The organism is Nisaea nitritireducens (genome assembly GCF_014904795.1).
GTDB lineage: Bacteria > Pseudomonadota > Alphaproteobacteria > Thalassobaculales > Thalassobaculaceae > Nisaea > Nisaea nitritireducens.
Genome location: NZ_JACZFS010000017.1, coordinates 98,025 through 122,014, shown reverse-complemented (window position 1 = coordinate 122,014; position 23,990 = coordinate 98,025). Strand labels below are relative to the sequence as shown.

The window sequence follows — 23,990 nt, the reverse complement described above, 5'->3', positions numbered from 1 at the left end:
CGTTACTGATCCGGTTCCGCGCCGTATCTTGGCGGTGCATGCAAAGCGCTGCTAAGTTGCTGAAAACAGCGAGCGCATTCGGGGGATGCTATGAGCGAGGCGGCTGACTATTCGATTGATCCGCAGATGGCGCAGGCCATGGAGCGGATGATTAAGATCGTCGAAGAGGAAGGGCTTCCGCCGCTCCCCCTGGACCCGACCCCGCCGGAATCCCGAGTCCGGATGGAAGCGGAGCGATCCTGGTGGAACCAGGACTTGCCGGAAATGGCGGATGTGCGCGAAGAGCATATCGAAGGCCCGAATGGCCCGATCCGGGTGCGCCTGCTATATCCGAACGTACCGCGACCGGCACCGGCTCTGGTCTATTTCCACGGTGGTGGCTGGGTTGTAGGCTCTCTCGAGACCCATCATCGGGCGATGCGTTATCTCGCGCTGCAGAGCGGATGCGCTGTGGTTGCAGTCGATTACCGCCTCGCGCCGGAGAACAAGTTCCCCGCGCCATTGCAGGACTGTGTCGCCGCTATTGAGCATGTCCGGGACAATGGGCAGGACTGGGGCCTGGATACGGCAAAGATCGCCGTCGGCGGCGACAGTGCAGGCGCCAACCTGGCGCTTGGGTCGGCTCTGGCGATGCGCGACAAGGGCGGCAGTCCGATCCGCTCTCTCACCCTGTTCTACGGCTGCTTCGACCGGGATCTGGAAGATGAGTCCCACACGTTGTTCGGCGACGGTTCCTTTGGGCTCTCGACCGCTTCCATGCGGTGGTACTGGAACCATTATCTGCGCGACGATGCGGATGCGGCCAACCCGCTGGCTTGTCCTCTCAAGGCGGATCTTGCCGGATTGCCGCCGACGCAACTCTATCCGGCCGGTCTCGATCCGCTCCGGGATGATTCCATCCTGATGCATGACCGGATGAAAGCCGCTGGCGTGCCTGTCGATTACAAGCTCTATCCCGGGGTCTGCCACGCTTTCATCAACCTGACCCGGATGGTGGATCAGGCGCATGAGCTGATCGACGATGCCGCGACCGCGATCCGGCGTAATCTCGCCCTTCGCTGACGGGCTCTCACCCGGCTGATGCGGCGGGCCGTTCTTTCGGCAGGCCGAGGGTCAGGATATTGGTCATCAGGATGGTGCCCGCGAGCATATAGAAGACGGAAGCAAGGCCGAACTGGTCCGCCAGCATGCCGCCGATGATCGGCATGACGATGGAAAAGCCGCTTTGCGTGCCGAACATCAGGCTGGTGGCAGAGCCGCCGAGATGGTCCGGTGTCAGGTCCATCATCCAGCTATGCACAACCGGTCTCACCGCGTAGAGCACGAAGCCGAGCAGAGATATTCCAGCGATGAAGGCTGCTTCGTTGCCGAGGAACGTCAGGCTGGCAATCAGGACGGTGGAGGCAGTCAGCCCGGCGAGGACGACCGTGCGCCGCCCGACCCGGTCCGACCAGATCCCGGCGGCGGGCGTCGCAATGACGCCGCCGACCTGCATCGCGGCCATGGCGATGCCGATCATGACGGGGCCGGAATGCATGACGTTGGCCAGATAAAGTGGCAGGAAGGCCAGCAACCCGCCCTGTGTCATCGAACGGAATCCGCTCATCACACAGAGACCGAGGATGGCGCGGTTCGCGATGACGGAGCGAATACCGGCGAAATATTCCGACAACCCGACACCGCGCGCGGCCGTATCTTCCGCTTTTCTTGTCTCGTAGCGCATCAGGCCGATAAAGAGGATGCCGGCAACAGCGAGCGCGGGGAGCGCGGAGATTTCAGCTGCCTGCTGCCAGCCGAACGCGGCCATCAGGGCGCCGGCGGTCAATGGCGCGAGTGTATCGCCGGCACTGGCGCCGAGCCCGTGGATGGACAGCGCATAACCCCGGTTCTTCGGATAGCGGTTTGACAGGAAGGAGATTGCCGGAGGGTGCCAGAGATTGCTGGTGACGCCGAGCACCACGACAAGCCCTGCGAGGGCGAAGAAGGTGGTGGCGAGCCCCATGACCATCAATGCCAACGCACCGATAGCGACCGACAAAACCTGGAAGATGACCCGACGACCGGAGAGGTCCACCAACGGCCCGCTGAAGAAATTTGCGCCGAAGGCACTGAAATGAAACACGCTGACCAGCGCCCCGGTCTCCGTGTAGCTGAGGCCCAGCGTCGTCGACAGGGCGGGGAGCAGCAGGTAGAAGACCGCGTCCGTCCAATGGATGGCGCCGTGGCCGAGGCCAACCAGTGCGATCGGAAAGTTTTCCCGGAACGGGAGCCCGGTCAGGCGTTCGGTGAGGGACATGGGGGCTCCGGGTTACTGTGAGGCTGTCGCCTCGATCGAGCGCACAAGGGCATTGGATGATGGGAGATGAAATTAGCACGCAGGCCCCGTCCCTCGGCAATCTTCTTGGCGAGTTGCTCGATCATGGAGCGGCCGAGGCAGCGCTGTTTGCGGTCCTGCTGCTGAGCGCGCTTTCAATCCTTTATTATACCGTGCGGACGGGTGTACCGCCGATGCCGTCACATCCGTCAGTTCGCCAGGCCATCTTCAGGCTGATACCGGAGAATTTTGCACCGGCGACGATCTACGAGCTCGGATGCGGCTGGGGCGGGATTGCCTTCGCGCTGGCTGCGCGCTATCCGCAGGCACGGGTCGTGGCCCTCGAGCTTTCGCCTGTGCCATGGCTCGTCTGCCAAGTCCGTCGTCTCGTCCAGCGCCGCACGAACCTCGAAATCCGCCGGACGGATTTCATGAAAACCGATCTCTCGGATGGAGATCTCGTATTCTGCTACCTGATGGTCACGCCTATGCGCGGCCTGGAGCGGAAACTCACAGGCGATCTACGACCGGGTTCTGTGGTGATTACGAGCACCTTCGCTTTTCCGGAGTGGACGGCGGAGGTAGTGGAGACAGTGCCGGAAGCCTCGAGCGCTCAGATTTATCGCTATCGTGTGCCGGGGTGATGACGCCGGTCAGTCCAGCTCGGCTTCAAGTTCAACGTCACTGGCCGGGACGTCATGTTGCTTTTCCAAAGCGGTGATATCGCTCAGGTGATGGGCGATGCGCCAGACGTGATAGGCGCTGCGGTGCAGCCAGCGGATGCTGTCCAGCCGATTGATTGTGTCATCAAACGATAGCAGTCCGGCTGCGGCGTTTTGCGCTGCGTCCTCCCGAATGCGGTGCCGCTGATCTCTCAGTCCTTTGCGCAGGGCATCAAAGTCATGTTCTGCCGCTTTCAGGTCCTGGCTCTGGGAAATATTGGCGAGCAGGGTGACAAATTGCGCACTGACCTCCCGGAGGGCCGGGTCATGGGCGATCGTCACGATCCGTTGTGACTGGCTTGCCCGGTGACAGAGCCTGCGCAGGTGATCAAGGGTATGAATCGCGGCAGTGAACCGTCCAATCCCTGTTACGGCCGCGCGTCGAGCCTGAATGTCGGTGGCATAGAGTTCGGACTTGCTGATGGCATCCCGGATTCTTGCCAGATCGAGCCGGGTTTTCCCTCTATGGGAGCGATCTATCGCGCCATGCAGGTGATCGAAGAGGATCATGGCGCACTCGGTCAAGGTGCCGGCCAGCGCATCTGTCGCGGCGGCGGTATCAGGCAAAAGCCTGTTGTCCAGCCTGCGCGCAAGATCGGTCCCGTCGTCCGGTATCAGCCACAATATCAGCCGCGCAAACAGGCCCGTGACCGGGAGAATGAGCAGGACACCAAGTGTATTGAACGAGGTGTGAAATGCGACCAGTGCCAACTGGTCGGAGCCGGGCGCGGCTGGGTCCATGAATTGGGCGGCGATGTTTGCGAAGGGGGTCAGCAGGGAAAAGGCAAGAATCCCGGTCAGGACATTGTAGATCAAGTGGGCAAAGCCGGTCTGGCGCATGGCGGTCGATCCGCCAGTGGCCGCGAGAACGGCTGTGAAGGTGGTGGCAACGTCCATACCGATGATCATCGCCGCCGCCTGGGGCAGGTTGATCGTTCCGCTGCCGAGCGCGACCATCGCCGTCGCAATACCGGCGCTGGAGGACTGGGTTACCAGCGTGATCGCAATGCCGATGCCGACGAGCTGCAGGCGGCCGAAGAAAGTATCTGCCGGAAAATCGTCAGGTGTGATCACGCCGCCGAACAGCTCCATACCGTCCTGCATCGTGTTGAGCCCGATGAAAATCAGGCAAAACCCGGCCAGAGACCATCCGGCGAGGGCAGTCCGTCCCTTGCCGAAAAACTTCACCAGAACGGCAAGCAAGAGAATGGGTAACGCGATGGCGCCAAGCTGCAGCTTGAAGCCGAGGACTGCCACGATCCAGCCGGTCAGGGTGGTGCCTATATTCGCGCCGAAAATGATACCCAATGCCTGGGTAAAGGTCAGCAGACCGGCGCCGACGAAACCGACTGCCGTTACTGTCGTCGCGCTGGAGGACTGGACAACCGCAGTCATGAGCGCCCCGGTGAGGGCACCCGTCGCCGGACTGTTCGTCAATTGCGCCATGACACGGCGCTGACTGTTCCCGATCAGGCTTCTCAGGCCATCGGTCAGAATCAGCATCCCGATCAGGAACAAGCCGATTCCGCCGATGGCAACGGCAGCGCTTGCGATCATGGTCTTATAATCAACCCCTTAATCGCTCCGGGGACTAGGCGAGGCTTTTCAGACCAGCCTTTCCGCATGCCAGCGCACGTGATCTTCCATGAAACTGGCGATGAAATAGTAGGAATGATCGTAACCTTCCTGGCGCCGCATGGTCAGGCGGATTCCGGATTTATCGCAGGCCGCCTCCAGAAGCTCGGGCTTCAGCTGACCTTCGAGGAAGCCGTCCGCCAGTCCCTGGTCGACCAGGATATCAGCCACCCGGGCGCCATCCTCGATCAGGGCGCAGGCATCATACTCCCGCCAGTCGGCCTTGTTCGCGCCGATATAGCCGGTCAGCGCCTTGTCGCCCCACGGGCAGTTCATCGGTGAGCAGATCGGGGCGAAGGCTGAAACGCTTTTGAACCGGTCCGGGTTTCTCAGGGCGATGGTGAGCGCGCCATGACCGCCCATTGAGTGTCCCGTGATCGCCTGCCGCGTCATATCGAGCGGCAAAGCCTGTTCGACGAGAGCAGGCAGTTCCTTTTCGATGTAGCTGCGCATCCGGTAATTAGCAGCCCATGGAGTTTCTGTCGCGTCGACATAGAAACCGGCTCCAAGGCCGAAATCGTAGGCGCCATCCGGATCGTCGGGAACGCCATCGCCGCGCGGGCTGGTGTCCGGGGCGATCAGAGCGATTCCCAACGCAGCCGCATCGCGCTGGGCGCCTGCCTTCACCGTGAAATTCTCCTCGGTGCAGGTCAGCCCTGAGAGATACCAGAGCACGGGGACTTTGGCTGTTTCGGCTGCCGGCGGCAGGTAGACCGCAAAACGCATATCGGTCCCGGTCTCTGCCGAGGCGTGGGAATAGACAAACTGCTTTCCGCCAAAGGCCTTGGCTTCGGAGACGGTTGTCAGGGCCGGTACAGTCATTGCTCTTTATCCTTTATCGATCGAACGCGCCGGAGGCTACACCATGGCGGCGGTGCGCGGAACGGTCCCGTAAAAACGGCGGCGAGGGGCCAGGAAGGGTCCCGTTCAGGTTATCGGGGTTATGTCCGGCGGCTTAGATCTTTAGGATGCCCGCTGATTTTCCAAGAGGGACCGATGCCTAGAATTAATGCCGAGCGTTTGCTGAACGATCTGAAAACCCTGCGCTCCATTGGAGCAGTCGAAACGGGGGTGGTCAGGCCTGCCTTGAGCGAGAAGGATATGGATGCGCGGCGCTGGCTCAAAAAGCGGTTCGAAGATGCCGGGCTCGATACCACTCTGGACGGTGTCGCCAATGTACTCGGCCGGTCTCGCAAGAACGGCCCGGCCTTGATCGTCGGCTCTCACTCGGACACGCAGCCGCGCGGCGGTTGGCTGGACGGTGCGCTTGGCGTGATTTATGGGCTGGAGGTCGCGCGTGCGCTGGCGGAAGATCCGGAAACGTCCGATCTCGCTGTCGACGTGATTTCCTGGCAGGACGAGGAAAGCCGGTTTTATGGCTGCATCGGGTCCCGGTCATGGATTGGCACCCTCGATCCCGAAGTGGAAGCAAACGCGACTGACAGGGATGGTGTGAAGCTGACCGATGCGCTGAAGGATGCGGGGCTGACCGATGTTCCGCGCCTGCGGATGGAAGAGGGCCGCTATGTCGGTTACCTCGAGGCGCATATCGAGCAGGGTGCCTGGCTGGAAGATGCCGGAGAGCAGATCGGTGTCGTCACCGGCATCGTCGGTATTCGCGGCATGACCCTGAAATTTGTCGGCGAGCAGAACCATGCCGGCACGACCACGATGGCGCGACGCAAGGATGCGGCAACGGCGCTTTTCCGGGTTGCGAGCCGTATCCACGAGGAATTTCCAAAACATGCCAAGCCGACCACGGTCTGGACACTCGGACGGGTGGTGATCGAGCCGGGGGCGGCGTCAATCGTGCCGGGCTATGCCGAGCTCACCCTGCAATTCCGGGACAGCGAAGAGGCGTTGCTCGACAAGTTCGAGGAAATCGTCGCGGAGCTGATCGCCGAAGTGAATGCGGAGGGCCGCATCAAGGCCAGCGCCGAGCGCTCCCGGACACCGGTTCCGCCGTCGGACATGGATGAAAGCTTCCAGGACCATCTGGCGGCTGCTGCAGAGAAGACGTCTCCGGGAAAATGGCGGCGGATGCCGAGTGCGGCCGGACACGATCCGATGGTACTGAGCGAAGCGCTGCCCTGTGCCATGTTGTTTATTCCGTCCATCGGCGGCATCAGCCACGATTTCGCCGAGGACAGTCATGAGGAAGACATTGTCGCCGGGTGCCAGGTGCTGGCCGATGCGGCTGCGTCCATCCTCAAAACCTCCCAGAAGGAGACATCATGACCTCAGCCGAAAACACGGCGCGCGCTGTCGAGATTCTCGCGGCGGCGCGCCTCGGCGGTGGACCGACGGACCGTCTTCCCGACGCGCTTATGCCGGCGACGGTCGCGGAAGGATACGAATTGCAGAACCAGCTGAACGCGCATCTTACACAGGCGGGGTTCGGGCCGGTGGTCGGTCACAAGATCGGCTGTACCACCAAGGTGATGCAGGACTATATGAAGATCAGCGAGCCATGTGCCGGCGAGGTTTTCGCCACCATGGAGTTTCATGAGCGCGCGGATGTTCAGATAGAGCTCTATCACCGGATCGGTATCGAGGTCGAAATCGGGGTCCTGCTCTTGCACGATCTGGTCAAGGACGAGGCGTTTACGCGGGAGACGGTCGGCGGTTACGTCGAGGCGGTCCTGCCCGCGGTCGAACTCGTTGACGATCGCTACGTCGATTACCCGTCCTTGCCGGTCCCGATGCTTGTGGCGGACAATTTCTTCAATTCCGGAGCGGTTCTCGGAGCGCCGGTACTGAACTGGCAACATCTCGATCTCGCGGCGGTCACGGGTAATCTCTATGTCGACGGCGACGAAGCCGGAGCCGGTGTTGGGGCCGATATACTCGGCCATCCGTTCGAAGCCCTCGCCTGGCTGGCAAATCTGCGCTGCAAGCAGGGGCGTCCGCTCAAGGCCGGAGAATTTGTGCTTCTGGGCAGTATCGTCAAGACAGTGCATTTTGACGAGCCGGCCCAATGTGTCGCGGATCTTGGCGAACTCGGCCGCATTGAGGTGAATTTCATCTGACCGAGGCGGACGGATCGCTTCGGGCCGCGCGATTCGTGCATCCTTCGCGGTTATTGAAATTTCATCATATGAACTTGTTTCCCGATGAAACACGCCAGAAGCCTTACAGCGCTTGTCGGACACACCTGCTGGTGTCACCATCCAGTGGCGCCGCACGACCATGAAATCTGTGTGGTCTTGACGAACGATAGTTCTGGAATGGCTTGGTTATGGCAACTTTCGTACTGGTTCACGGAGCATGGCATGGTGGCTGGTGTTGGCGGCGGGTCGCCGACCGGCTCCGCGCTGCAGGACATGATGTTTATACGCCAACCCTTACGGGACTTGCCGACCGCTCGCATCTGCTGTCTCCGTCCGTCAGGCTCCAGACCCACATTCTCGATGTTGCCAACCTGTTGTCCTGGGAGGATCTGGAGTCCGTGATCCTGTGCGGGCATTCCTATGGCGGCATGGTGATCACCGGCGCCGCGGACCGGGAAGCATCCAGGATCAAATCGCTAGTCTATGTCGATGCCTTTGTCCCTTCTGACGGGGAGAGCGCAATGGACTCGCGCCCGCCAGAGCGGGTCAAGCTGGCCTTCGAGCAAATCAGGTCTGTCGGCGAGGGATGGTGGATGCCGCCGACCCCGGCTGCGTCGTTTCGTGTGAACGAGGCGGATCAGGGGTGGGTCGATGCGAAATGCACGAATTTCCCGATTTCCTGTTTTACCCAGCCGGTCCGGCTGACGGGCGCAGTGGATAGTATTTCCAGCAAGTACTATGTCCGGGCAGGCGGGTATAAAGCTCCGCAGTTCGACGCCTGTGTCGAGAAACTGAGCGGCACTCCGGACTGGGATGTGAGAAGCCTGCCTTGCGGGCATGACATCATGGTCGATATGCCCGATGAGCTTACCGCTGTGCTGGAAGAAGCCGGCCGGTAATCGTGCTGGTTTTGGTCATGCAACGTGAGACGCCGTCACTGGGGCCGTTGCTCAACGTGAAAATCGTTATCGATGAAGACTCTGTGCCAAAGAAAACTGGACGCGTTTACCGTTTCTTAGGTTCACGGGGGCTAAATCTTTCAGCCGATGGTTTGTAAGAGTTCAAGCCGTTTTCGCGAGCTTGATGCCTAAGCTTGCACAGACTTCTGGACCAATTGATGAGTGACAAAGACATCGCTGACCAATTCAGTTCGTTCGACGCGCTGCATGACAGCGTGTTTCTGATCGATCCGGGCGGTCTTGTCATAGCGGCGAACACGTCTGCGCTTGAAACGCTCGGGCTGACAGCGATGCAGCTGGTTGGCAGCCCTTTCTCCAAATATTTTCCGGATTGCGGCACGCTGGTTCCCGGCGGGGACGGGGATGTCATCGAGATCAGCGGGCGCCGCAGCGACGGCTCCGGTTTGTTGCTCGAAGGCCGTTCGTCCGTTGTCTATCGCGATGCCAGCAGATGTTGTCTTCTGGTTTTGCGCGATCGGCACAGCAGGGTCTCGCTGGAAGAGAAACTCGTCTGGGCGGCATTCAACGACCCGGCTACGAGGCTGCCAAATCTGGTCGGGTTCTGTACCCGGGTTGGACAACGGATTCACGCCGGAGAATTTCCGCTCGATGGCACGGCAATGGTTATTGCGATCTCTCTCGGCCGCCTCGGGTTCTTTGCCGGCACGCTTGGTGAAGCAACGCGGTCGCGGATTGTCAGGGAAGCGGGGGATCGACTGGGGCATCTCGAGGCGGTCTCCGAAATCGCCCTGCTCGACGATTCCACCCTTGGAGTTGTGGTCTCGATCGAAGGTGAGGCTGACGATCTTGCGGGATTGGTCGAAAAGCTGCGGCTCTGTGTCGAGGTCAGCTACTCGCCGAGCGAAAACGCCGCTCGAATCGTTCCGCATTTCGGGATCAGCAGGATCACCGATCCGGATCTGGACCCAGAAGACGTCGTGCGCAAGGCCCGTTTCGCCCTGAATGCAGCTATGCAGAAAGCCATCGGCAGCACAGAGATTTACGAAGACGAGACACACCGTGAAGCGGTTCGGCACCTGGTTGTCGAGCATGACCTCCGGCGTGCGGTTTCCGAGCGCAAAGAAGAGTTCTGGCTGGCCTATCAGCCGAAGGTCGATTGTCAGACCGGTGCGATTTTGGGGTTTGAGGCACTGATACGCTGGAATCACCCGAAACGCGGTCTCGTCGGGCCAAATGAGTTTCTGCCGATTGCTCGTCAGGCCGGTATCGCATCGGACCTGACATTTATTGTGCTCGAACGGCTGGTGGCGCAGCTCAAGGAGTGGCAAGCGGCAGGGCTCAGGACTGTTCCCGTCGCCTTCAATATCGGTGCGGAGGATGTTCGGGAAAATCGGCTGATACCATTTCTCTCAAGCCTTCTACGCGATGCCGGGGTGGAGCCAAGTGCTCTTGAATGCGAATTGACGGAGACAAGCGTTGTTGCCGATATCCGGGCTGCGAAACAACTCTTCGATCAGCTTGTTGAAATGGGCGTGACGACGGCGGTCGACGATTTCGGGACCGGCTATTCATCGCTTGTTCATATTGTCGATTTGCCGGTCAGCGTGGTGAAGATCGACCGGTCATTCGTGCAGACAATGGAGACGAGCAGAGGCAGCAATGCGATCGTCCAGGCCATCGTTGCAATGACAAAGGCCATGGGGGCTGTTTGCGTTGCGGAAGGCGTCGAAACAAACAAGCAGTTTGCCGATATTCAAAATCATGGGTGCGATCTGGCGCAAGGGTATCTGTTCGATAAACCTTTGACGCCGGAGGCTGTCGAAGCACGGCTGCGTGAATTGCACTCATATCGCAATCAGATCGACCAAGATATGGCGATCCTTGTGTGAGATCTCCCGTATGGGCTCCGCTTTTCTGAATTCACTGCTGACATTTTTGGCGGCCGATTGGCGTCCGAATGCTCTCCCAAAAGTGAGGGAGCGCATCTGTGTCTGAGGACGAAAGTCAAAAACAGGATGCAGAGGCAAAGCCGCCAGAGGCTGAGGATAAAGCACCGAGCCAACCTGCGGCCGGTGGCGGCGGTAAGCCTTCGCCCAAGAAATCCACGAATGCGAAGACGCATGTGAAGGTCGAAGGCCTTGATTTCAAATACTTCCTTTGGCTGGCGACCGTCGCGACAGCTATTCTTGCTTCGGTAAGTATGCTGATGGCCCTCGGGCTGTTCATACTGAATTTTGCCTTCGACATGGTTTTCGGTTTTCCTCTTGTCGGTGGCGCAAATTACCTCGGCATGTTGCGCGTGACAGGGGTATTCACCGGCATGTCTCTGGTAACGCACCTGCTTCGATTGCGCTTGGTGGCGGTGGAAAATTCGACCCATGCTGTGCCGTTTCCGGACGAGATTGTCGCATCCCCAAATACGGGTGACCCGAAAATCGACAAGTTCGAGTGTTTGGGCCGGGTTCTGATCTACGTTCACGATACCGGGGTCGCAGATCTTATTCTCGCGAACCGGCAGAGGATCAACGAAGCGCTTTCTGACGCTCTTTCCCTCGCGGTCAGCGATCCTGTCGCGCGCTATTCAAAAGAAAAGATTGAGCACACGCTGCGGATGGGGCTCGGCAACCTCCTGCCGCTCAAGAGCGTTTCCACCGTGAGCCTTTCGGAGCTTCGCCATAGAGTGCGCTCCAGCCAACCCTATGACTAATGGTGGTGGTTTTACCCATCGGGCTTTCCCCGCTGGGCGTTGACATGAACCGGATCGGGCTTGGTTCAGGATGCGACCCGCGGATCGTCCATCAGAACGTCATCCGGATTGAGCGGTCCGAGCAGGGTATTCTCAAGATTTGCCGACCGAAAATTTGTTTTCTGGACGCGGCCGGCCCTCGAGCCGTCGCTTGTGCTGATCGGCGCGGGTTGGATGATTGCGTCCGTCAGGTCTGCCCGGCGCAGATTACACCCCCACAGACAGGCCCCGGAAAGATTGCAGCCGCGCAGGCTCGCCATCTCGAAGTCCGAATTGGTGAGATCTGCCAGGATCAGCATGGACCCATTGAACTGGGTTCCCCGGAAACTGACGCCACGCATTTGAGCGCCGCTGAGGTTGAGGTTCCTGAGGTCCGCATTATCGAGATTGACGCCCTCGAGATCGGCGCGTGCACCTCTGGCGCCTCCTGTCGAAACCCAGAAATCGTGCTCGATGAGTTGACGGTGCAATTCAACGGACATCGGGTCCATGGCTGCGTGCAATCGTGCACTTTTCATGTCGACCCCGGTGAGGTCTGCATCTTTGATCAGGGCTCCGATCATGTTTGCGCCCTGGATCATCGCATTGTTGAGGGTTGCGCCGCTGAGGTCGGCTCCGGTCGCGATGGACTCGCTGAGGTCGGCCGCGTCGAGAGCTGCGCCGACGAGTTTGGCGTTCCGCAGGGTGGCACCGCACAGCTTTGCATGGGATAGATTGGTGCGTTCCAGATTCGCGCCAGACAGGTCGGCATTTTCGAGGATCGCACCCGACAGGTCAGCTCTCTCCATCTTGGCGTGATGCAGCTTTGCATGGGAGAGATTGAGCGGTGCCGTATCGTTTTCGGACCCAGACCATCTGGTTTCGGTCATCCGCCCCCGCGCGCGGGACAGATTTGCACCGCGCATGTCCGCGTCGGTGAAATCGACCGAGGCGATGATCGCCGAGTTGAAATTGGTCTTTTCGAGTTTCGCGCCGCGGAAATTCGCGGACATCAGGTCAGCGCCGCTCAGATCGGCTCCGGAAAGGTCGGCACCTTCCAGATTTGCGCCCTGGAGATTCGCGTCGCGCATCAGGATGTTCCGCATTTTTCTGCTGCGGAAATCGCTGCCGAAAAGATTCTTTCCGGAAAGATCGGCGGGCTTTCCCTTTGTCGGATCGTCCAGCCACAGCATGTGCTGAAGAAGGGTGTTTTCCAGCGACGCTTTCGAGATGTAACGGAGTGAGCTCATGCTCATCATGCTAAGCCACGCAGTTTAAGGGTTCGTTAAAGAAGGGCAATTTCGGATCTTGGCTTACGTTAATCGATGCTGGACGGAGCGGCATGGCAGCGGCATAAAGGCCCTCTGATAGTCCAGTTGCAATATATATGGGGTTCGGTTGTGGCGATTAACAAGATCGTTGAGGCCCGCGCTGACGCGGTGTCCGGGGTGAAGGACGGCAGTACTGTCCTGATTTCCGGGTTTGGTGCCGCTGGCGTGCCGACGGACCTTATCCACGCGCTGCTTGATCAGGGTGCCCGTGATCTGACTGTTGTCTCGAACAATGCCGGGACCGGGGATCGCGGCCTTGCCGCCCTTCTGAAAGAGGGCCGGGTGCGCCGGATCGTCTGTTCCTACCCGCGTTCCGCAGGCTCGGTCGCTTTCGACGAACTCTATGCTGCCGGAAAGATCGAACTCGAACTGGTGCCGCAGGGTACGCTGAGCGAGCGCATGCGCGCTGCCGGCGCCGGGATTCCGGCGTTCTACACGCCGACCAGCGTCGGAACGCAGCTCGCCGAGGGCAAGGAAGTCCGCGAGATCGACGGGCGCGAATATGTTCTGGAATATGCCCTGAAAGGCGATGTCGCGCTTGTTCAGGCCGAAAAGGCGGACCGTTGGGGCAATCTCGTCTACAATAAGTCGGCCCGGAATTTCGGTCCGGTCATGGCCACTGCGGCCGACCTCACCATCGTTGAAGCACGCCAGATCGTCGAGCTGGGCGAAATCGACCCTGAGATTGTTGTGACGCCGGGGGTTTTCGTCGACCGGGTGTTCCACGTACCGGCAGTCGCCGCGGCCGCCTGAAGGCGGCCGGGCTCAGGTTGGCAGGTCTCGGCGCGCAGGCTCAGGCCTTGCCGCCCCGTTTGCGGCATTCCACCAGATACTCGATTGCCTTGGTCACGCCGCCTGGCGTGTAAGGGATGTCGAGATAGGCGAAAGTGGCCTCCACGCTTGCCAATGCTCCGTACAGCATCGGCTCGTTCATGTCGCCCATATGGCCGATCCGGAACGCCTTGCCGCTGAGATTGCGCAAACCGCCGCCGAGCGCGCATTGCAGCTCGTCGCGGCAGACATCGCGGATCTGCGTGCCGTCGATACCCTCCTTGAGCAGGATGGTGGTGACCCCGTCCGCGCGTTGATCCGGGTTGATCGCGTTCAGTTCCATGGCACCGGCCTGGCCCCAATGCTCGACCGCGAGCCGGGTTGCCTGGGCCAGCCGTTTGTGGCGGGCGAAGACATTCTCCAGTCCTTCCTCGAGCAGCATGTCGAGGGCGGCGCGCAGGCCGTAGAGCTGGATCTGCGGGCTGGTGCCGCAGAAGGTCCGGTAGCTTTCCGAAGCGAGCCGCAGGGACCAGTCCCAATAGCGGCGCTGAGAGGTTGCTTTCTTGTGCGCCTCAAGCGCTTTCGGCGAGGCGGCCACAAAGCCAAGGCCCGGCGGCATCATCAGCCCCTTCTGAGAGGCGCTGACGGCGACGTCGACACCCCATTCGTCCATCCGGAAATCGCTTACGGCCAGGGTCGGGATCGTGTCGACAAAAAGCAGGGCCGGGTGCCCGGCTTCGTCCATCGCCTTGCGGATCGCCGCGACATCGCAGGTAACGCTGGTGGCTGTATCCGTCTGGATCACCAGGATGCCCTTGATCTCGTGATTTTTGTCGGCAGCGAGGCGGTCCCTGATCTTGGCCGGATCGATGGCCTGCCGCCAGTCGCCCTTGATGGTTTCGGTGCGCATCTGCAGCGCTTCCGCCATCTCACCCCAGCCGGTCGAGAAGTTCCCGAGTTCCGGCACAAGCAGCAGATCCCCTGGTGACAGGGTGTTAACCAGGGCTGCTTCCCAGGCACCATGTCCGTTGGCGGCGTAGATGAAGATCTCGTGCTCGGTCTGGAAGACTTTTTTGAGATCCTGGAAACAGGTCTCGATCATGGCGAGCGCAATGGGATCGCTGAGATCCATCGGGTTCCGGACCATCGCCTGCTGAACCCGCTCTGGCACGTTGGTCGGGCCGGGGGTGTTGAGCAGGCTCCGACCGCGCTTGACGCTGTAACCAGACATATTCGTAGCTCCTGTATCTCCGCGCCGGAACGCGGGTACAGCAAGCTTCACCCGGCAGCAATCCGGCACTATCCACGTTTTTCTTTGGGTGATCCGTAAGGAATCCCGTCTATTCGGGACGTGCGAGCTGAGTTATATGGTCAGTCGCGCAAGGCGGCAACACTTCAAAAGCAATGGGGAGCCGCTATTGTAAGGCAGGATAAAACACGCAGTTGGAGTATCGGTATGGCGATGGAAGCGGCGGTTCAGGATAACGCAGCAAAAAAAATGACGCGAAATCAGGTCGCTTGGCGTGCAGCCAACGAAATTCCGGACGGCAGTTACGTCAATCTCGGGATCGGCTTGCCGACCACCTGCGCGAATTTCATGCCCGAGGACCGCGAGATTGTTCTGCATAGTGAAAACGGCATTCTCGGCGTCGGCCCGGCCCCCGAACCGGGTACGGAAGATCCTGAACTGATCAATGCCTCGAAAGACCCGATCACCCTGGTTCCAGGCGGCTCTTTCTTCGTGCATTCGGATGCCTTCGTGATGATCCGCGGTGGTCATATCGATCTCGCCCTGTTGGGAGCCTTCGAAATCTCCGAGAAAGGCGATCTTGCGAACTGGACGACCGAGAACCCGAAGTTTCCGCCAGGTGTCGGCGGCGCGATGGATCTGGCGGCTGGCGCCAAGCAGGTTTGGGTCCTGACCGACCACGTTACCCGCAAGGGCGCGCCGAAAATCGTCAACAGCTGCAGCTATCCGCTGACGGCGAAGCAGGTGGTGACGAAGATTTTCACGGATCTCGCGGTGATCGACGTGACCGACAAGGGGCTGGTTGTCCGCGAAATGGCCGAGGGCCTGACCCTCGCGGGGCTGCAGGAGCTTACCGAGCCGGAACTGACCCTAGCGCCGGACTGCGGTATCCTGTCCGCTCCCGTGCTCTAGTATTCGCGTTGGTTGACTCGATCCGGATCCCCGGTTTCACTGCATTTCCGAATGCGGCAGGAGCCGCGCAGCTATCCCGGGGACGTTCCTAAGTCATGGATGCAGTAGAAATTTTGCCGGCTCGTGCAAGTGACAGGGAAGGGCTGACCGACCTTGTGCGCGAGCTGAAAGATTTCGAGCGCTACCTGCATCAGGCGCGGCAGCCGGGCGACAGGGTCGCGGCGGAACATGTCGATTATCTGATCCATTCCGCGGAGGAGGGCGCCGGGGCCATCTTCATTGCCTGGGTTGGCGCCGATATCGCCGGTTTCGTCGCCGGTTGGATGGCGCTGGATCAGGATCCTTTGAATTTTCCGGAACTCGCCTCGCACGGCTATGTTTCCGATGTTTTCGTATTGCACCGATGGCGCGGCAAGGACATTGCCCTGCAGCTTCTCGGGGCAATTGAGTCCCACCTGAAAAACCAGGGGGCCAGACGGCTCCGTATTCATACGCTCGCACGCAACGCAGCGGCACTCGCCGCTTACCGGGGGTTTGGCTTCGATCCGATGGAGCTTGTCCTGGAAAAACCACTCTAAAAGAACACGCCGAAAAGGCGGACCCGGCCCGCCGCGGGCTTCATACGGCGGAGATAATGGGAGGAATTCATGGCGCGCAAATCCTATGAGGAATTGCGGAGTTACCGCTGGTATGGGGTCGACGACCTGCGCTCGTTCGGGCACCGCTCCAGAGCGAAGCAGATGGGCTATGCCCGCGAAGACTGGGCCGGGAAGCCGGTCATTGCGATCATCAATACCTGGTCCGATATCAACCCGTGTCACACCCATTTTCGCGACCGCGCCGAAGAAGTGAAGCGCGGCGTCTGGCAGGCTGGAGGTTTCCCGGTCGAGATGCCGGCGATCTCGCTCTCCGAGCCGTTCCAGAAGCCGACCACGATGATGTATCGCAACTTGCTGGCGCTGGAGACGGAAGAGCTGTTGCGCTCCTATCCCTGCGACGGGGCTGTGTTGCTTGGCGGCTGCGACAAGACCACGCCTGCGCTCTTCATGGGCGCGGCCAGCATGAACATTCCGGCGCTTTTCGTGCCCGCGGGCCCGATGCTGCGCGGCAACTGGCGCGGCAAGACGCTCGGGTCCGGCAGCGATACCTGGAAATACTGGGCCGAATTGCGCGCCGGGAACATCACCGAGGATGACTGGGAAGAGATCGAGGACGGCATCGCCCGGACGCCCGGCACCTGCATGACCATGGGAACGGCGGCGACGATGATGTGCGCCGCCGAGGCGCTCGGTCTGACGCTTGCCGATGCGGGCTCTATACCGGCTGCCGACAGTAACCATGCCCGGATGGCGACCCGTTGCGGGCGCAGGATCGTCGACATGGTTTGGGAAGACGTCAAACCTTCCGACGTGTTCACCGAGAAGTCGTTCGAGAATGCCATCACCACGGTGATGGCGATGGGTGGCTCCACCAACGCGGTGGTACATTTGATCGCCATGGCCGGGCGTCTCGGCGTCGAGCTTGATCTCGAGCGGTTTGACGAGATTTCCAAACGCACACCGTTCCTCGCCAATATCCGGCCGTCGGGCAAATACCTGATGGAGGACTTCTTCTATGCCGGTGGCCTCGCGGGGCTGCTGAACGAAATGAAGGACATCCTGCATCTCGACTGCATGACCGTGAACGGCAAGACCCTGGGCGAGAACATCGAGGGCAAAGATATCCATAATGAGGACGTCATCCGGCGGCGGGGCAACGCGCTTTCGGCCGAGGGCGGCCTCGCTGTGTTGCGTGGCAATCTGGCGCCGGGTGGTGCGATCATCAAGCACATCGCCGCCGATCCGTCACTGCATACACATACCGGCCCGGCCGTAGTGTTCAAGGATTACAATGATATGGCGGCACGGATCGACGATCCGGACCTGCCTGTGACGAAGGACTCGGTCCTCGTGCTGCAGAATGCCGGTCCGCAGGGCGGCCCGGGTATGCCGGAATGGGGCATGTTGCCTATTCCGAAGAAGCTGCTGGAGCAAGGCGTTCGCGACATGGTGCGGATCTCGGACGCGCGGATGAGCGGAACCAGCTACGGCACCTGCGTGCTGCATGTGGCGCCTGAAAGCTTCGTCGGCGGCCCGCTGGCTCTTGTCCGGGACGGTGACATGATTGCCCTCGATATTCCGGGGCGTACGCTGGAATTGCTTGTGGATGAGGCGGAACTCGCGACCCGGAAGGCCGCCTGGAAAGCCCCGGAAGCGAAATTCGCGCGTGGTTTCGGGGCGATCTATGCGGCCCATATCACCCAGGCGGACAAGGGCTGCGACTTCGACGTGCTGGAAGGCACGGCGCCAACGCCCGAGCCGGAAATCCACTAGAAGTACGCATATATTCCGGCGACATATTCGCAAATGTCGCCGTCATCTTTCCGTTAAAGAGGCAATCTCCTTAGCGCCCGCACTTGCACCGGACGTCCTTGTCCTGAAGTATGGGCGCCGAGATTGCTTCCCTTTTCCAGGGGGGCGTCACGAAAGCGGCCACAAGGTCGCGCTCAATGGGAGGAAATTATGAAGCATGTCTTGAAGGCAGCGCTTGTCGCTGCCCCGTTGGCCTTTGCAGGCACTGCCGCAGACGCCGATACATTTGTCCGCATGGTGTCCGGCCCCGCCGGCGGTTCCTGGTATCCGCTGGGCGCCAAAATCATGCAGGTACTCGGTGATGAAGTGCCCGGTATCTCGACGTCCAACACGTCCGGTGGCGGCATTTCCAACGTGAAGGCCGTTGATGGCGGCGATGCGGAAATCGGCTGGTCCTACGCTCACACGTCTTACAACGGCTTTGCCGGGCGCGGAAAATTCACCAAAAAGCATGAAAATGTCCGCCACTTCGCAACGCTTTATCCGGCAACCTTCCAGGTTGCGGTGCGAGCCGATTCACCGATCAAGACCTTTGACGACATGAAGGCCGCCAATGTCAGCCCGGGTAAGGCCGGCTGGACCGGTACCGCGTTCGCCGAGTCGATCCTGAAGGCCTACGGTTTCGACTTCGCCAAAATCAAGGAAAACGGCGGTACGGTTCACTATGTGAGCTACACCGAATCTGTTGCGCTGATGAAAGACGGCCACGTCGATGTCTTTATGGCGGCGACCTCGGTGCCGCAGGCCTCCTTCATTGAGCTGCAGCACAGCCCGGGCATCCGTTTCATTGGTCTGTCTGACGACAAGATGAAGCAGATCCTGAACGACAACCCGGGTTTCATCACGGGCTCGATTCCGAAGGCTGCATATGAAGGCCTGTCCAGCGACATCCCGTCCCTCGGTATCGTCACCAACATGGTGGTGAGCAAGGACCTGCCGGATGAAACCGTCTACCAGATGTGCAAGTCCTTCTGGAAAAACCATGCTGCCTTCGCCGAAGTGAAGAAAGTGTGGAACCGCGTGAAGGTGGAGAACGCTCTGAACGGCGCGGCCATCCCGGTCCATCCGGGTGCGCAGAAGTGCTACGACGAGCTTGGTGTCAAAACCGGCAGCTAAGCTAAGCTAACTCTTATGCATGGACCGGGGTTCGCCCCGGTCCATGACCTTCTTTCAGAACATCGGACCGATCATGAGCGAATCCAGCCAGCCCGCGCCGGCGGGGCGCTTAGAGTACGATGAGGTCAAGGAATACTCTTTCCTTGAAGACCTTCTCGTCTCCCGGCGCGTGAACCTTGTCTATATCGTCACGCTCGTTTGCTGCACCATCAGCATCGCGCTGGCGCTGTTCCATCTCTATGTCGCGCTGTACGGCACGCCGGAGGGACGTTCCTTCCGATCCATCCATTTGACGGTGATGCTGGCCCTGGCGGTTCTGGTCAATCCGCTCTTCCGTAAAAGCCACAAGGACCCGATCTTGCTGCCCGGCGATCCGCGTAATGTGTTGCGCGCTGCGGGCTTCGGCATCGATATGATCCTTGTCGGATTCGTGATCGTGATTCAGGTTTGGACGCTTTTGGACATCGACGCTTTCCATATGCGTCTCGGCTCCAAGGAGCCCCTGGATATGTTCTTCGGCGCAATACTGATCGGGCTGGTGCTTGAGAGCACGCGTAGGGCCGTTGGTCTGGCCATGGTCTGCGTGACCGGGTTTTTCGTCGTGCACACACTCTATTCGCACTATTTCTTCGGGATCTTCTATGGGCCGCCGACCCGGTTCTCGAAATATATCGACACCATGTTCATGAGCAGCAATGGCGTGTTCGGCATTCCGCTCTATGTGGCGTCGACCTACATCGTGCTCTTCATCGTCTTTGGCGCCATCCTGATCAGGTCCGGAGCCGGGCGCTTTTTCATCGACCTTGCGGTTGCTCTCACGGGACACCGTGTCGGCGGTCCGGCCAAGGCTGCGACCCTTTCGAGCGCTTTCATGGGAACCGTCTCCGGCTCCGCCGTCGCCAATGTGGTGACCACCGGGTCCTTCACCATTCCGCTGATGCAGAAGACCGGCTACCGCGGCCGTTTCGCCGCCGCCGTGGAGGCCTGTGCCTCGTCCGGCGGGCAGATCACGCCGCCGATCATGGGGGCTGCCGCCTTCATCATCGCGGAGAACCTGCAGGTCAGTTATTTCACGGTGATCATCGCCGCTGCCATTCCGGCCTTCCTGTATTTCGTCACCGTCTATTTCATGGTGCATCTGGAAGCCGAGAAACACGGCATCCAGAGCATTCCGGTCGAGCGCCTGCCGCAGGCTTGGGAAGTGTTCAAGGGTGGCTGGCACCTGCTGTTGTCGCTTGCCATCCTGATCGCCTTCCTGATGGTCGGTTATACGCCGATGAAATCCGCCTTCTGGGGCATTCTCAGCCTGATCGCGCTCAGTTTCATCAACCCTCACACCCGGATGAGTCCCGTCGATATCCTCGCGGCTTTTGAATCCGGCGTACGGTCAACGGTAGCGGTATCGGTCGCCTGCGCCTGTGCGGGGATCATCATCGGCTCGATCTTCGCTTCCGGCTTCGGCCTGAAGTTCACCCAGTCGGTGATCGAGCTGTCCGGTGGCAATCTTGCGTTGCTTCTGAGCATGACCGCGGTCGCCGCGATCCTGCTCGGCATGGGGATGACGACGACAGCCGTCTATATCACCGTCGCCGCACTGATCGTGCCGTCACTGGAGAAGATCGGCGTGAATCCGATCGCGGCGCATATGTTCGCCTTCTACTTCGGTGTGGTCTCGACCATCACGCCTCCTGTGGCGCTGGCGGCCTTTGCGGGAGCTGCCATAGCCCGAACACCGCCTATGGCAACGGCGTTCGAGGCGACGAAAGTCGGGGTTGCGAAATACCTGGTGCCCTTTGCTTTCGTCTATAACCCATCGTTGCTGGTTGAGGGGCCGACCTGGATGACGCTCACTTCGACCGCGCTGGTGCTGTTCGGACTCTGGGTGCTTTCGTTTGGCCTCGAAGGCTGGTGCCGGGGGCGGATCGGACCGCTGCAACGCGCTGTGTTCCTGGTCTCGGCCCTGTTCCTGATGGTGCCGGTCACGGGTAGTCCGTTTGGTGTTCCGGGTGTTCTCATCGTTGGTGTCGGGCTGGTTGCTTCCGGTTCGATCTATGTTTGGCGGCGCGCTGTTCCCGCCGTTCAGCCAGCACGGTAGGAGATGTGAGATGAGTGAGATATTTCTCGGCAAGGCCCGGCACTGGCTGCTTTTCGCGGTCGTTGCTGTCTGCTTCTTCCTGACCGGCATTTATCACCTGCATGTCAGCCAATTTAATATTTTCGTCGGCATCACGATGGCGATGGCGGTGTTGCTGGTTTTTTCGGTGATCCTCGATTACCGTCCGGGCGACCGCGTCACGCGCGAGGACCTGCCTGAACCCGACGGCGATTGAGCCGGACGGACACGAGCATCAGGGGCGCGCATTGTGCGCGGCCCTTTTTGTATGCGGGGACGGAATGAGTGATTTCGAAAGCTTCGACGAACGCGATGCCGATAGCTACAGCTACTGGATCGAGGAGAAAATCCGCTTCGCCGATCTGGATCCCGTCGGCCATGTGAACAACAACGCGATCGGAGTGTATCTGGAGTCCGCTCGTGTGATGCTGTTCGCGGATGCGGCCGGCGAAATGTATGGCGGGAACCGGGGCGGTTTCTCCTGGGTGGTGGCCCGGATCGAGGTCGATTACCTGAAGGAAATGCACTATCCGGGGCAGGTTCGCGTCGGCACCCGGATCGAGAAACTGGGGAACAGTTCTCTCGTCATGCGTCAGGCCATACTGTTCAACGGCGAGGTCACCGGCCTGGCCCGCGTGGTCGGTGTCTGCTTCGACATGCAGGCCCGCAAATCAATGCCGATTCCCGACGATGTCAGAGCGGGTCTGATGAAGCTCGCCGGACCGACCGGCGAGGGCTGAAGCCCTACATAATCATGTCAAAGGCCCATCCTGCGGCGAGCGAGCCGGTAAGGGCGACGATCAGGTAGAGCAGGAAGGGCTTCAGCTTCAGAACGGGCAGGATCGCCATCGCCCCGTAAATGCTGACGACACCGCCCGAGACCAGAAAGCCCATGGCCGCTCCTGGCGACATGCCATGGTCCAGCAGGGAGCGCGTCAGGGGCAGCGCGGCGAAGCCGTCGAGGTAGAGCGGCCCGCCGATCAGCACTGCCAACGGTATCGACCACCAGTTGCCCGAGCCGACATAGGCGGAGAGGGCTTCCGGCGTCAGCATATAGCCGAGCAGATGCTCCATGGCGAAGGCCGGGATCAGACAGATCAGGATGAGGCGCGTCGTCGCCCGGATCTCACGATAGAAGCCCGTTCTGTTTTCTGCATCCTTCCAGATCGCAGGGGTGAAGCCGTTTGTCTGGCAGACCTGGCCGAGACTGCCGACGATTGAGTTGTCCCGTAATGCCGCCATGGCCCAGGGCTTGTGCGCCATCATTGCCGTCAGACTTCCTCCGGCCAGCCCGATACAGAAGGCGGCGAGCGTTTTACCGACAGCAAATTCGACACCGAGGGTGGCGGCGGTCGTAGCCAGCATGGCCGGGTCGGTGACCGGCGAGGAAAGCCAGAATGCCATGACCGGGGCGAGCGGGACGCCGCCGGCAAGCAGCCCGACCATCAGAGGCAAGACGGAGATGCCGCAGACCGGCGTGACTGCGCCTACCGCCGCCGCAGCCAGGACGGTGCGGTGCATATTGCCCCTGAAGATCTCGGATATTCGTCCGCTGGCGCCACTGGCCCGGACCCAGGCTGAAAGCAGCACGCCGGGAATGACGAGTGGGGAAACTTCCAGAAGGCTCCAGCCAACGAACTGAAATGTTTCCATGCTCAGGGACGGGAAAACCAGCGCAAGTCCGAGCAGGGTGGCGAAGATTGCGCCAAACGTCCAGATGGTCCGGCGGCCCATGGTTGGCCTGGTGGATGCGCAATCGCTCAATGTCTCGTCTCCGGAAGGTGTCCAGATCAGATTGCTGCTTGAGAAGCGTTTTGAAAAACGAATAATATTGAAGGCAGGTATTGGTTTTATCGATTGGTTTGTATGTCTCATCTCGATAGCGATCTGCTGCGGACTTTCCTCGCAATCAGTGATGCGGGAAGTTTTGTCGGCGGCGCGGCGCGGATCTACAGGTCCCAGTCCGCCGCCAGTACCCAGATCGCAAAGCTTGAAGCCCTGCTCGGGGCTGATGTGTTCGAACGTCACGGCCGTGGTGTGCGTCTGACGGCGACCGGTGAGAAACTGGAGCCGGTGGCGCGCGGTGTGGTGCGCCAGCTTGATGAAACCCTGGCGGATCTGACGGGGAGCGTGCTGACGGGGAAGCTGAGGGTAGGTATTCCCGACGATGATCGTGAAGGCCGGCTCTCACGTGTGGTGGCCGATTTTGCCCGGACATATCCCGGTGTCGAACTCAGCGTGCATTGCTCCTTCAGTGCAGGATTCCCGAAGGCATTGGCGGAAGGTCAGCTGGACCTTGCGGTCCACGAAGTTGGCAGCGTCGGGCCCGGCATGGAGCAGCTCTGGGCCGAGCCAATCGGCTGGGCGGCTTCCCGTGCGCATTCCGTGCAGCAGGACGATCCGTTGCCGGTTGCTCTCTTCGACAGGGCCTGCTGGTGGCGGGACGTCGCAATCTCATCGTTGCGGGACAGCGGGCGGCGGTACCGTATCGTCTATTCCAGCGAAACCGCCGTTGGCGTGGCTGCGGCCATTCGAGCGGGGATTGCTGTGGGTGTCCTGAACCGCTCCGCGATCCATGACGACTTGGTCATGCTTTCGCCCGCTGACGGGTTTTCGGATCTACCGCCATCCTATCTGGTGATCGAGCGGGGAGAGGGCGGCAATCCGGAGCTGTGCGCTACTATGAGCGACAGTCTGCGCCGCGCCTTCTCCCGCGCCTGA

At 60.3% G+C, this 23,990-nt stretch carries 22 protein-coding genes; 16 read left to right on the top strand and 6 right to left on the bottom strand.

Going from position 1 to position 23,990, the window contains the following annotated elements; genetic code table 11:
• Nucleotides 1-90: 90 nt before the first annotated feature.
• Nucleotides 91-1,062, top strand: coding sequence for an alpha/beta hydrolase fold domain-containing protein (locus tag IG629_RS06810; RefSeq protein WP_193171207.1), 972 nt, complete (start codon nucleotides 91-93; stop codon nucleotides 1,060-1,062).
• A gap of 7 nt (nucleotides 1,063-1,069) precedes the next feature.
• Here the strand turns inward: IG629_RS06810 and IG629_RS06805 are convergent, their stop codons facing one another.
• Nucleotides 1,070-2,296, bottom strand: a complete 1,227-nt coding sequence (locus IG629_RS06805; RefSeq protein WP_193171206.1) for an MFS transporter — start codon at nucleotides 2,294-2,296, stop codon at nucleotides 1,070-1,072.
• Between the two features lie 59 nt (nucleotides 2,297-2,355).
• On the opposite strand from IG629_RS06805, the gene IG629_RS06800 reads away from it, so the two are divergent.
• Nucleotides 2,356-2,958, top strand: coding sequence for a class I SAM-dependent methyltransferase (locus tag IG629_RS06800; protein WP_193171205.1), 603 nt, complete (start codon nucleotides 2,356-2,358; stop codon nucleotides 2,956-2,958).
• A gap of 9 nt (nucleotides 2,959-2,967) precedes the next feature.
• Here IG629_RS06800 and IG629_RS06795 read toward each other — a convergent pair whose 3' ends face one another.
• Together IG629_RS06795 and fghA are read right to left on the bottom strand one after the other, a co-directional pair.
• Nucleotides 2,968-4,593, bottom strand: coding sequence for a Na/Pi cotransporter family protein (locus tag IG629_RS06795; protein ID WP_193171204.1), 1,626 nt, complete (start codon nucleotides 4,591-4,593; stop codon nucleotides 2,968-2,970).
• Nucleotides 4,594-4,641: 48 nt separating this feature from the next.
• Nucleotides 4,642-5,493 carry an S-formylglutathione hydrolase gene (fghA, locus tag IG629_RS06790; RefSeq protein ID WP_193171203.1) on the bottom strand — a complete coding sequence of 284 codons (852 nt, stop codon included), beginning with the start codon at nucleotides 5,491-5,493 and terminating at the stop codon, nucleotides 4,642-4,644.
• Nucleotides 5,494-5,667: 174 nt separating this feature from the next.
• Here fghA and IG629_RS06785 point away from each other — a divergent pair, with 174 nt between their 5' ends.
• The 5 genes from IG629_RS06785 (at nucleotide 5,668) to IG629_RS06765 (ending at nucleotide 11,348) form a co-directional block, all read left to right on the top strand.
• Nucleotides 5,668-6,909 carry a M20 family metallo-hydrolase gene (locus IG629_RS06785; protein WP_193171202.1) on the top strand — a complete coding sequence of 414 codons (1,242 nt, stop codon included), beginning with the start codon at nucleotides 5,668-5,670 and terminating at the stop codon, nucleotides 6,907-6,909.
• Nucleotides 6,906-7,700 carry a 2-keto-4-pentenoate hydratase gene (locus tag IG629_RS06780; RefSeq protein WP_193171201.1) on the top strand — a complete coding sequence of 265 codons (795 nt, stop codon included), beginning with the start codon at nucleotides 6,906-6,908 and terminating at the stop codon, nucleotides 7,698-7,700. Before IG629_RS06785 ends, IG629_RS06780 begins: the two co-directional genes overlap by 4 nt.
• Nucleotides 7,701-7,909: 209 nt before the next feature.
• Nucleotides 7,910-8,620, top strand: coding sequence for an alpha/beta fold hydrolase (locus tag IG629_RS06775; RefSeq protein ID WP_193171200.1), 711 nt, complete (start codon nucleotides 7,910-7,912; stop codon nucleotides 8,618-8,620).
• Between the two features lie 218 nt (nucleotides 8,621-8,838).
• Entirely contained in the window at nucleotides 8,839-10,530 is a 1,692-nt protein-coding gene (locus IG629_RS06770; protein WP_193171199.1) for a putative bifunctional diguanylate cyclase/phosphodiesterase, read from the top strand.
• Between the two features lie 98 nt (nucleotides 10,531-10,628).
• Complete coding sequence (locus tag IG629_RS06765) at nucleotides 10,629-11,348, top strand: hypothetical protein (RefSeq protein WP_193171198.1); 720 nt, start codon at nucleotides 10,629-10,631, stop codon at nucleotides 11,346-11,348.
• Between the two features lie 65 nt (nucleotides 11,349-11,413).
• On the opposite strand, the gene IG629_RS06760 is transcribed toward IG629_RS06765, so the two are convergent.
• A complete protein-coding gene (locus IG629_RS06760) occupies nucleotides 11,414-12,616 on the bottom strand; it encodes a pentapeptide repeat-containing protein (protein ID WP_193171197.1) in 1,203 nt (400 codons plus the stop codon).
• Nucleotides 12,617-12,766: 150 nt separating this feature from the next.
• On the opposite strand from IG629_RS06760, the gene IG629_RS06755 reads away from it, so the two are divergent.
• Nucleotides 12,767-13,450, top strand: coding sequence for a 3-oxoacid CoA-transferase subunit A (locus IG629_RS06755; protein WP_404923502.1), 684 nt, complete (start codon nucleotides 12,767-12,769; stop codon nucleotides 13,448-13,450).
• Between the two features lie 40 nt (nucleotides 13,451-13,490).
• Here IG629_RS06755 and IG629_RS06750 read toward each other — a convergent pair whose 3' ends face one another.
• Complete coding sequence (locus IG629_RS06750; protein ID WP_193171195.1) at nucleotides 13,491-14,699, bottom strand: pyridoxal-phosphate-dependent aminotransferase family protein; 1,209 nt, start codon at nucleotides 14,697-14,699, stop codon at nucleotides 13,491-13,493.
• Nucleotides 14,700-14,924: 225 nt separating this feature from the next.
• Here IG629_RS06750 and IG629_RS06745 point away from each other — a divergent pair, with 225 nt between their 5' ends.
• The 7 genes from IG629_RS06745 to IG629_RS06715 all read left to right on the top strand — a co-directional run bounded on the left by IG629_RS06745 (nucleotide 14,925) and on the right by IG629_RS06715 (nucleotide 22,009).
• Nucleotides 14,925-15,629, top strand: a complete 705-nt coding sequence (locus IG629_RS06745; protein ID WP_319025029.1) for a 3-oxoacid CoA-transferase subunit B — start codon at nucleotides 14,925-14,927, stop codon at nucleotides 15,627-15,629.
• Between the two features lie 95 nt (nucleotides 15,630-15,724).
• Nucleotides 15,725-16,207, top strand: a complete 483-nt coding sequence (locus tag IG629_RS06740; protein WP_193171194.1) for a GNAT family N-acetyltransferase — start codon at nucleotides 15,725-15,727, stop codon at nucleotides 16,205-16,207.
• Nucleotides 16,208-16,276: 69 nt separating this feature from the next.
• Nucleotides 16,277-18,001 (top strand): L-arabinonate dehydratase, encoded by a 1,725-nt coding sequence (araD, locus tag IG629_RS06735; protein ID WP_193171193.1) that lies wholly within the window; start codon nucleotides 16,277-16,279, stop codon nucleotides 17,999-18,001.
• A 189-nt stretch (nucleotides 18,002-18,190) separates the two neighbouring features.
• On the top strand, nucleotides 18,191-19,156 hold the full coding sequence (locus tag IG629_RS06730; protein ID WP_193171192.1) for a TAXI family TRAP transporter solute-binding subunit: 966 nt from the start codon (nucleotides 18,191-18,193) through the stop codon (nucleotides 19,154-19,156).
• Nucleotides 19,157-19,229: 73 nt separating this feature from the next.
• Complete coding sequence (locus IG629_RS06725) at nucleotides 19,230-21,251, top strand: TRAP transporter permease (RefSeq protein ID WP_193171191.1); 2,022 nt, start codon at nucleotides 19,230-19,232, stop codon at nucleotides 21,249-21,251.
• A gap of 10 nt (nucleotides 21,252-21,261) precedes the next feature.
• Nucleotides 21,262-21,486: a hypothetical protein gene (locus IG629_RS06720; protein WP_193171190.1), complete on the top strand. Its 225-nt coding sequence runs from the start codon at nucleotides 21,262-21,264 to the stop codon at nucleotides 21,484-21,486.
• A gap of 64 nt (nucleotides 21,487-21,550) precedes the next feature.
• Nucleotides 21,551-22,009, top strand: a complete 459-nt coding sequence (locus IG629_RS06715) for an acyl-CoA thioesterase (RefSeq protein ID WP_193171189.1) — start codon at nucleotides 21,551-21,553, stop codon at nucleotides 22,007-22,009.
• Between the two features lie 4 nt (nucleotides 22,010-22,013).
• Here IG629_RS06715 and IG629_RS06710 read toward each other — a convergent pair whose 3' ends face one another.
• On the bottom strand, nucleotides 22,014-23,033 hold the full coding sequence (locus tag IG629_RS06710) for a permease (protein WP_226886514.1): 1,020 nt from the start codon (nucleotides 23,031-23,033) through the stop codon (nucleotides 22,014-22,016).
• A gap of 102 nt (nucleotides 23,034-23,135) precedes the next feature.
• Here IG629_RS06710 and IG629_RS06705 point away from each other — a divergent pair, with 102 nt between their 5' ends.
• Nucleotides 23,136-23,990, top strand: a complete 855-nt coding sequence (locus IG629_RS06705; protein ID WP_193171188.1) for a LysR substrate-binding domain-containing protein — start codon at nucleotides 23,136-23,138, stop codon at nucleotides 23,988-23,990.

Coding starts and splice junctions, on each gene's coding strand:
- IG629_RS06745 (WP_319025029.1), top strand. CDS start 14,925: ATGGCGATGGAAGCGGCGGTTCAGGATAACGCAGCAAAAAAAATGACG.
- IG629_RS06805 (WP_193171206.1), bottom strand. CDS start 2,296: ATGTCCCTCACCGAACGCCTGACCGGGCTCCCGTTCCGGGAAAACTTT.
- IG629_RS06750 (WP_193171195.1), bottom strand. CDS start 14,699: ATGTCTGGTTACAGCGTCAAGCGCGGTCGGAGCCTGCTCAACACCCCC.
- IG629_RS06725 (WP_193171191.1), top strand. CDS start 19,230: ATGAGCGAATCCAGCCAGCCCGCGCCGGCGGGGCGCTTAGAGTACGAT.
- IG629_RS06800 (WP_193171205.1), top strand. CDS start 2,356: ATGGGAGATGAAATTAGCACGCAGGCCCCGTCCCTCGGCAATCTTCTT.
- IG629_RS06730 (WP_193171192.1), top strand. CDS start 18,191: ATGAAGCATGTCTTGAAGGCAGCGCTTGTCGCTGCCCCGTTGGCCTTT.
- IG629_RS06705 (WP_193171188.1), top strand. CDS start 23,136: ATGTCTCATCTCGATAGCGATCTGCTGCGGACTTTCCTCGCAATCAGT.
- IG629_RS06715 (WP_193171189.1), top strand. CDS start 21,551: ATGAGTGATTTCGAAAGCTTCGACGAACGCGATGCCGATAGCTACAGC.
- IG629_RS06770 (WP_193171199.1), top strand. CDS start 8,839: ATGAGTGACAAAGACATCGCTGACCAATTCAGTTCGTTCGACGCGCTG.
- araD (WP_193171193.1), top strand. CDS start 16,277: ATGGCGCGCAAATCCTATGAGGAATTGCGGAGTTACCGCTGGTATGGG.
- IG629_RS06720 (WP_193171190.1), top strand. CDS start 21,262: ATGAGTGAGATATTTCTCGGCAAGGCCCGGCACTGGCTGCTTTTCGCG.
- IG629_RS06795 (WP_193171204.1), bottom strand. CDS start 4,593: ATGATCGCAAGCGCTGCCGTTGCCATCGGCGGAATCGGCTTGTTCCTG.
- IG629_RS06810 (WP_193171207.1), top strand. CDS start 91: ATGAGCGAGGCGGCTGACTATTCGATTGATCCGCAGATGGCGCAGGCC.
- IG629_RS06740 (WP_193171194.1), top strand. CDS start 15,725: ATGGATGCAGTAGAAATTTTGCCGGCTCGTGCAAGTGACAGGGAAGGG.
- IG629_RS06760 (WP_193171197.1), bottom strand. CDS start 12,616: ATGAGCTCACTCCGTTACATCTCGAAAGCGTCGCTGGAAAACACCCTT.
- fghA (WP_193171203.1), bottom strand. CDS start 5,493: ATGACTGTACCGGCCCTGACAACCGTCTCCGAAGCCAAGGCCTTTGGC.
- IG629_RS06775 (WP_193171200.1), top strand. CDS start 7,910: ATGGCAACTTTCGTACTGGTTCACGGAGCATGGCATGGTGGCTGGTGT.
- IG629_RS06785 (WP_193171202.1), top strand. CDS start 5,668: ATGCCTAGAATTAATGCCGAGCGTTTGCTGAACGATCTGAAAACCCTG.
- IG629_RS06780 (WP_193171201.1), top strand. CDS start 6,906: ATGACCTCAGCCGAAAACACGGCGCGCGCTGTCGAGATTCTCGCGGCG.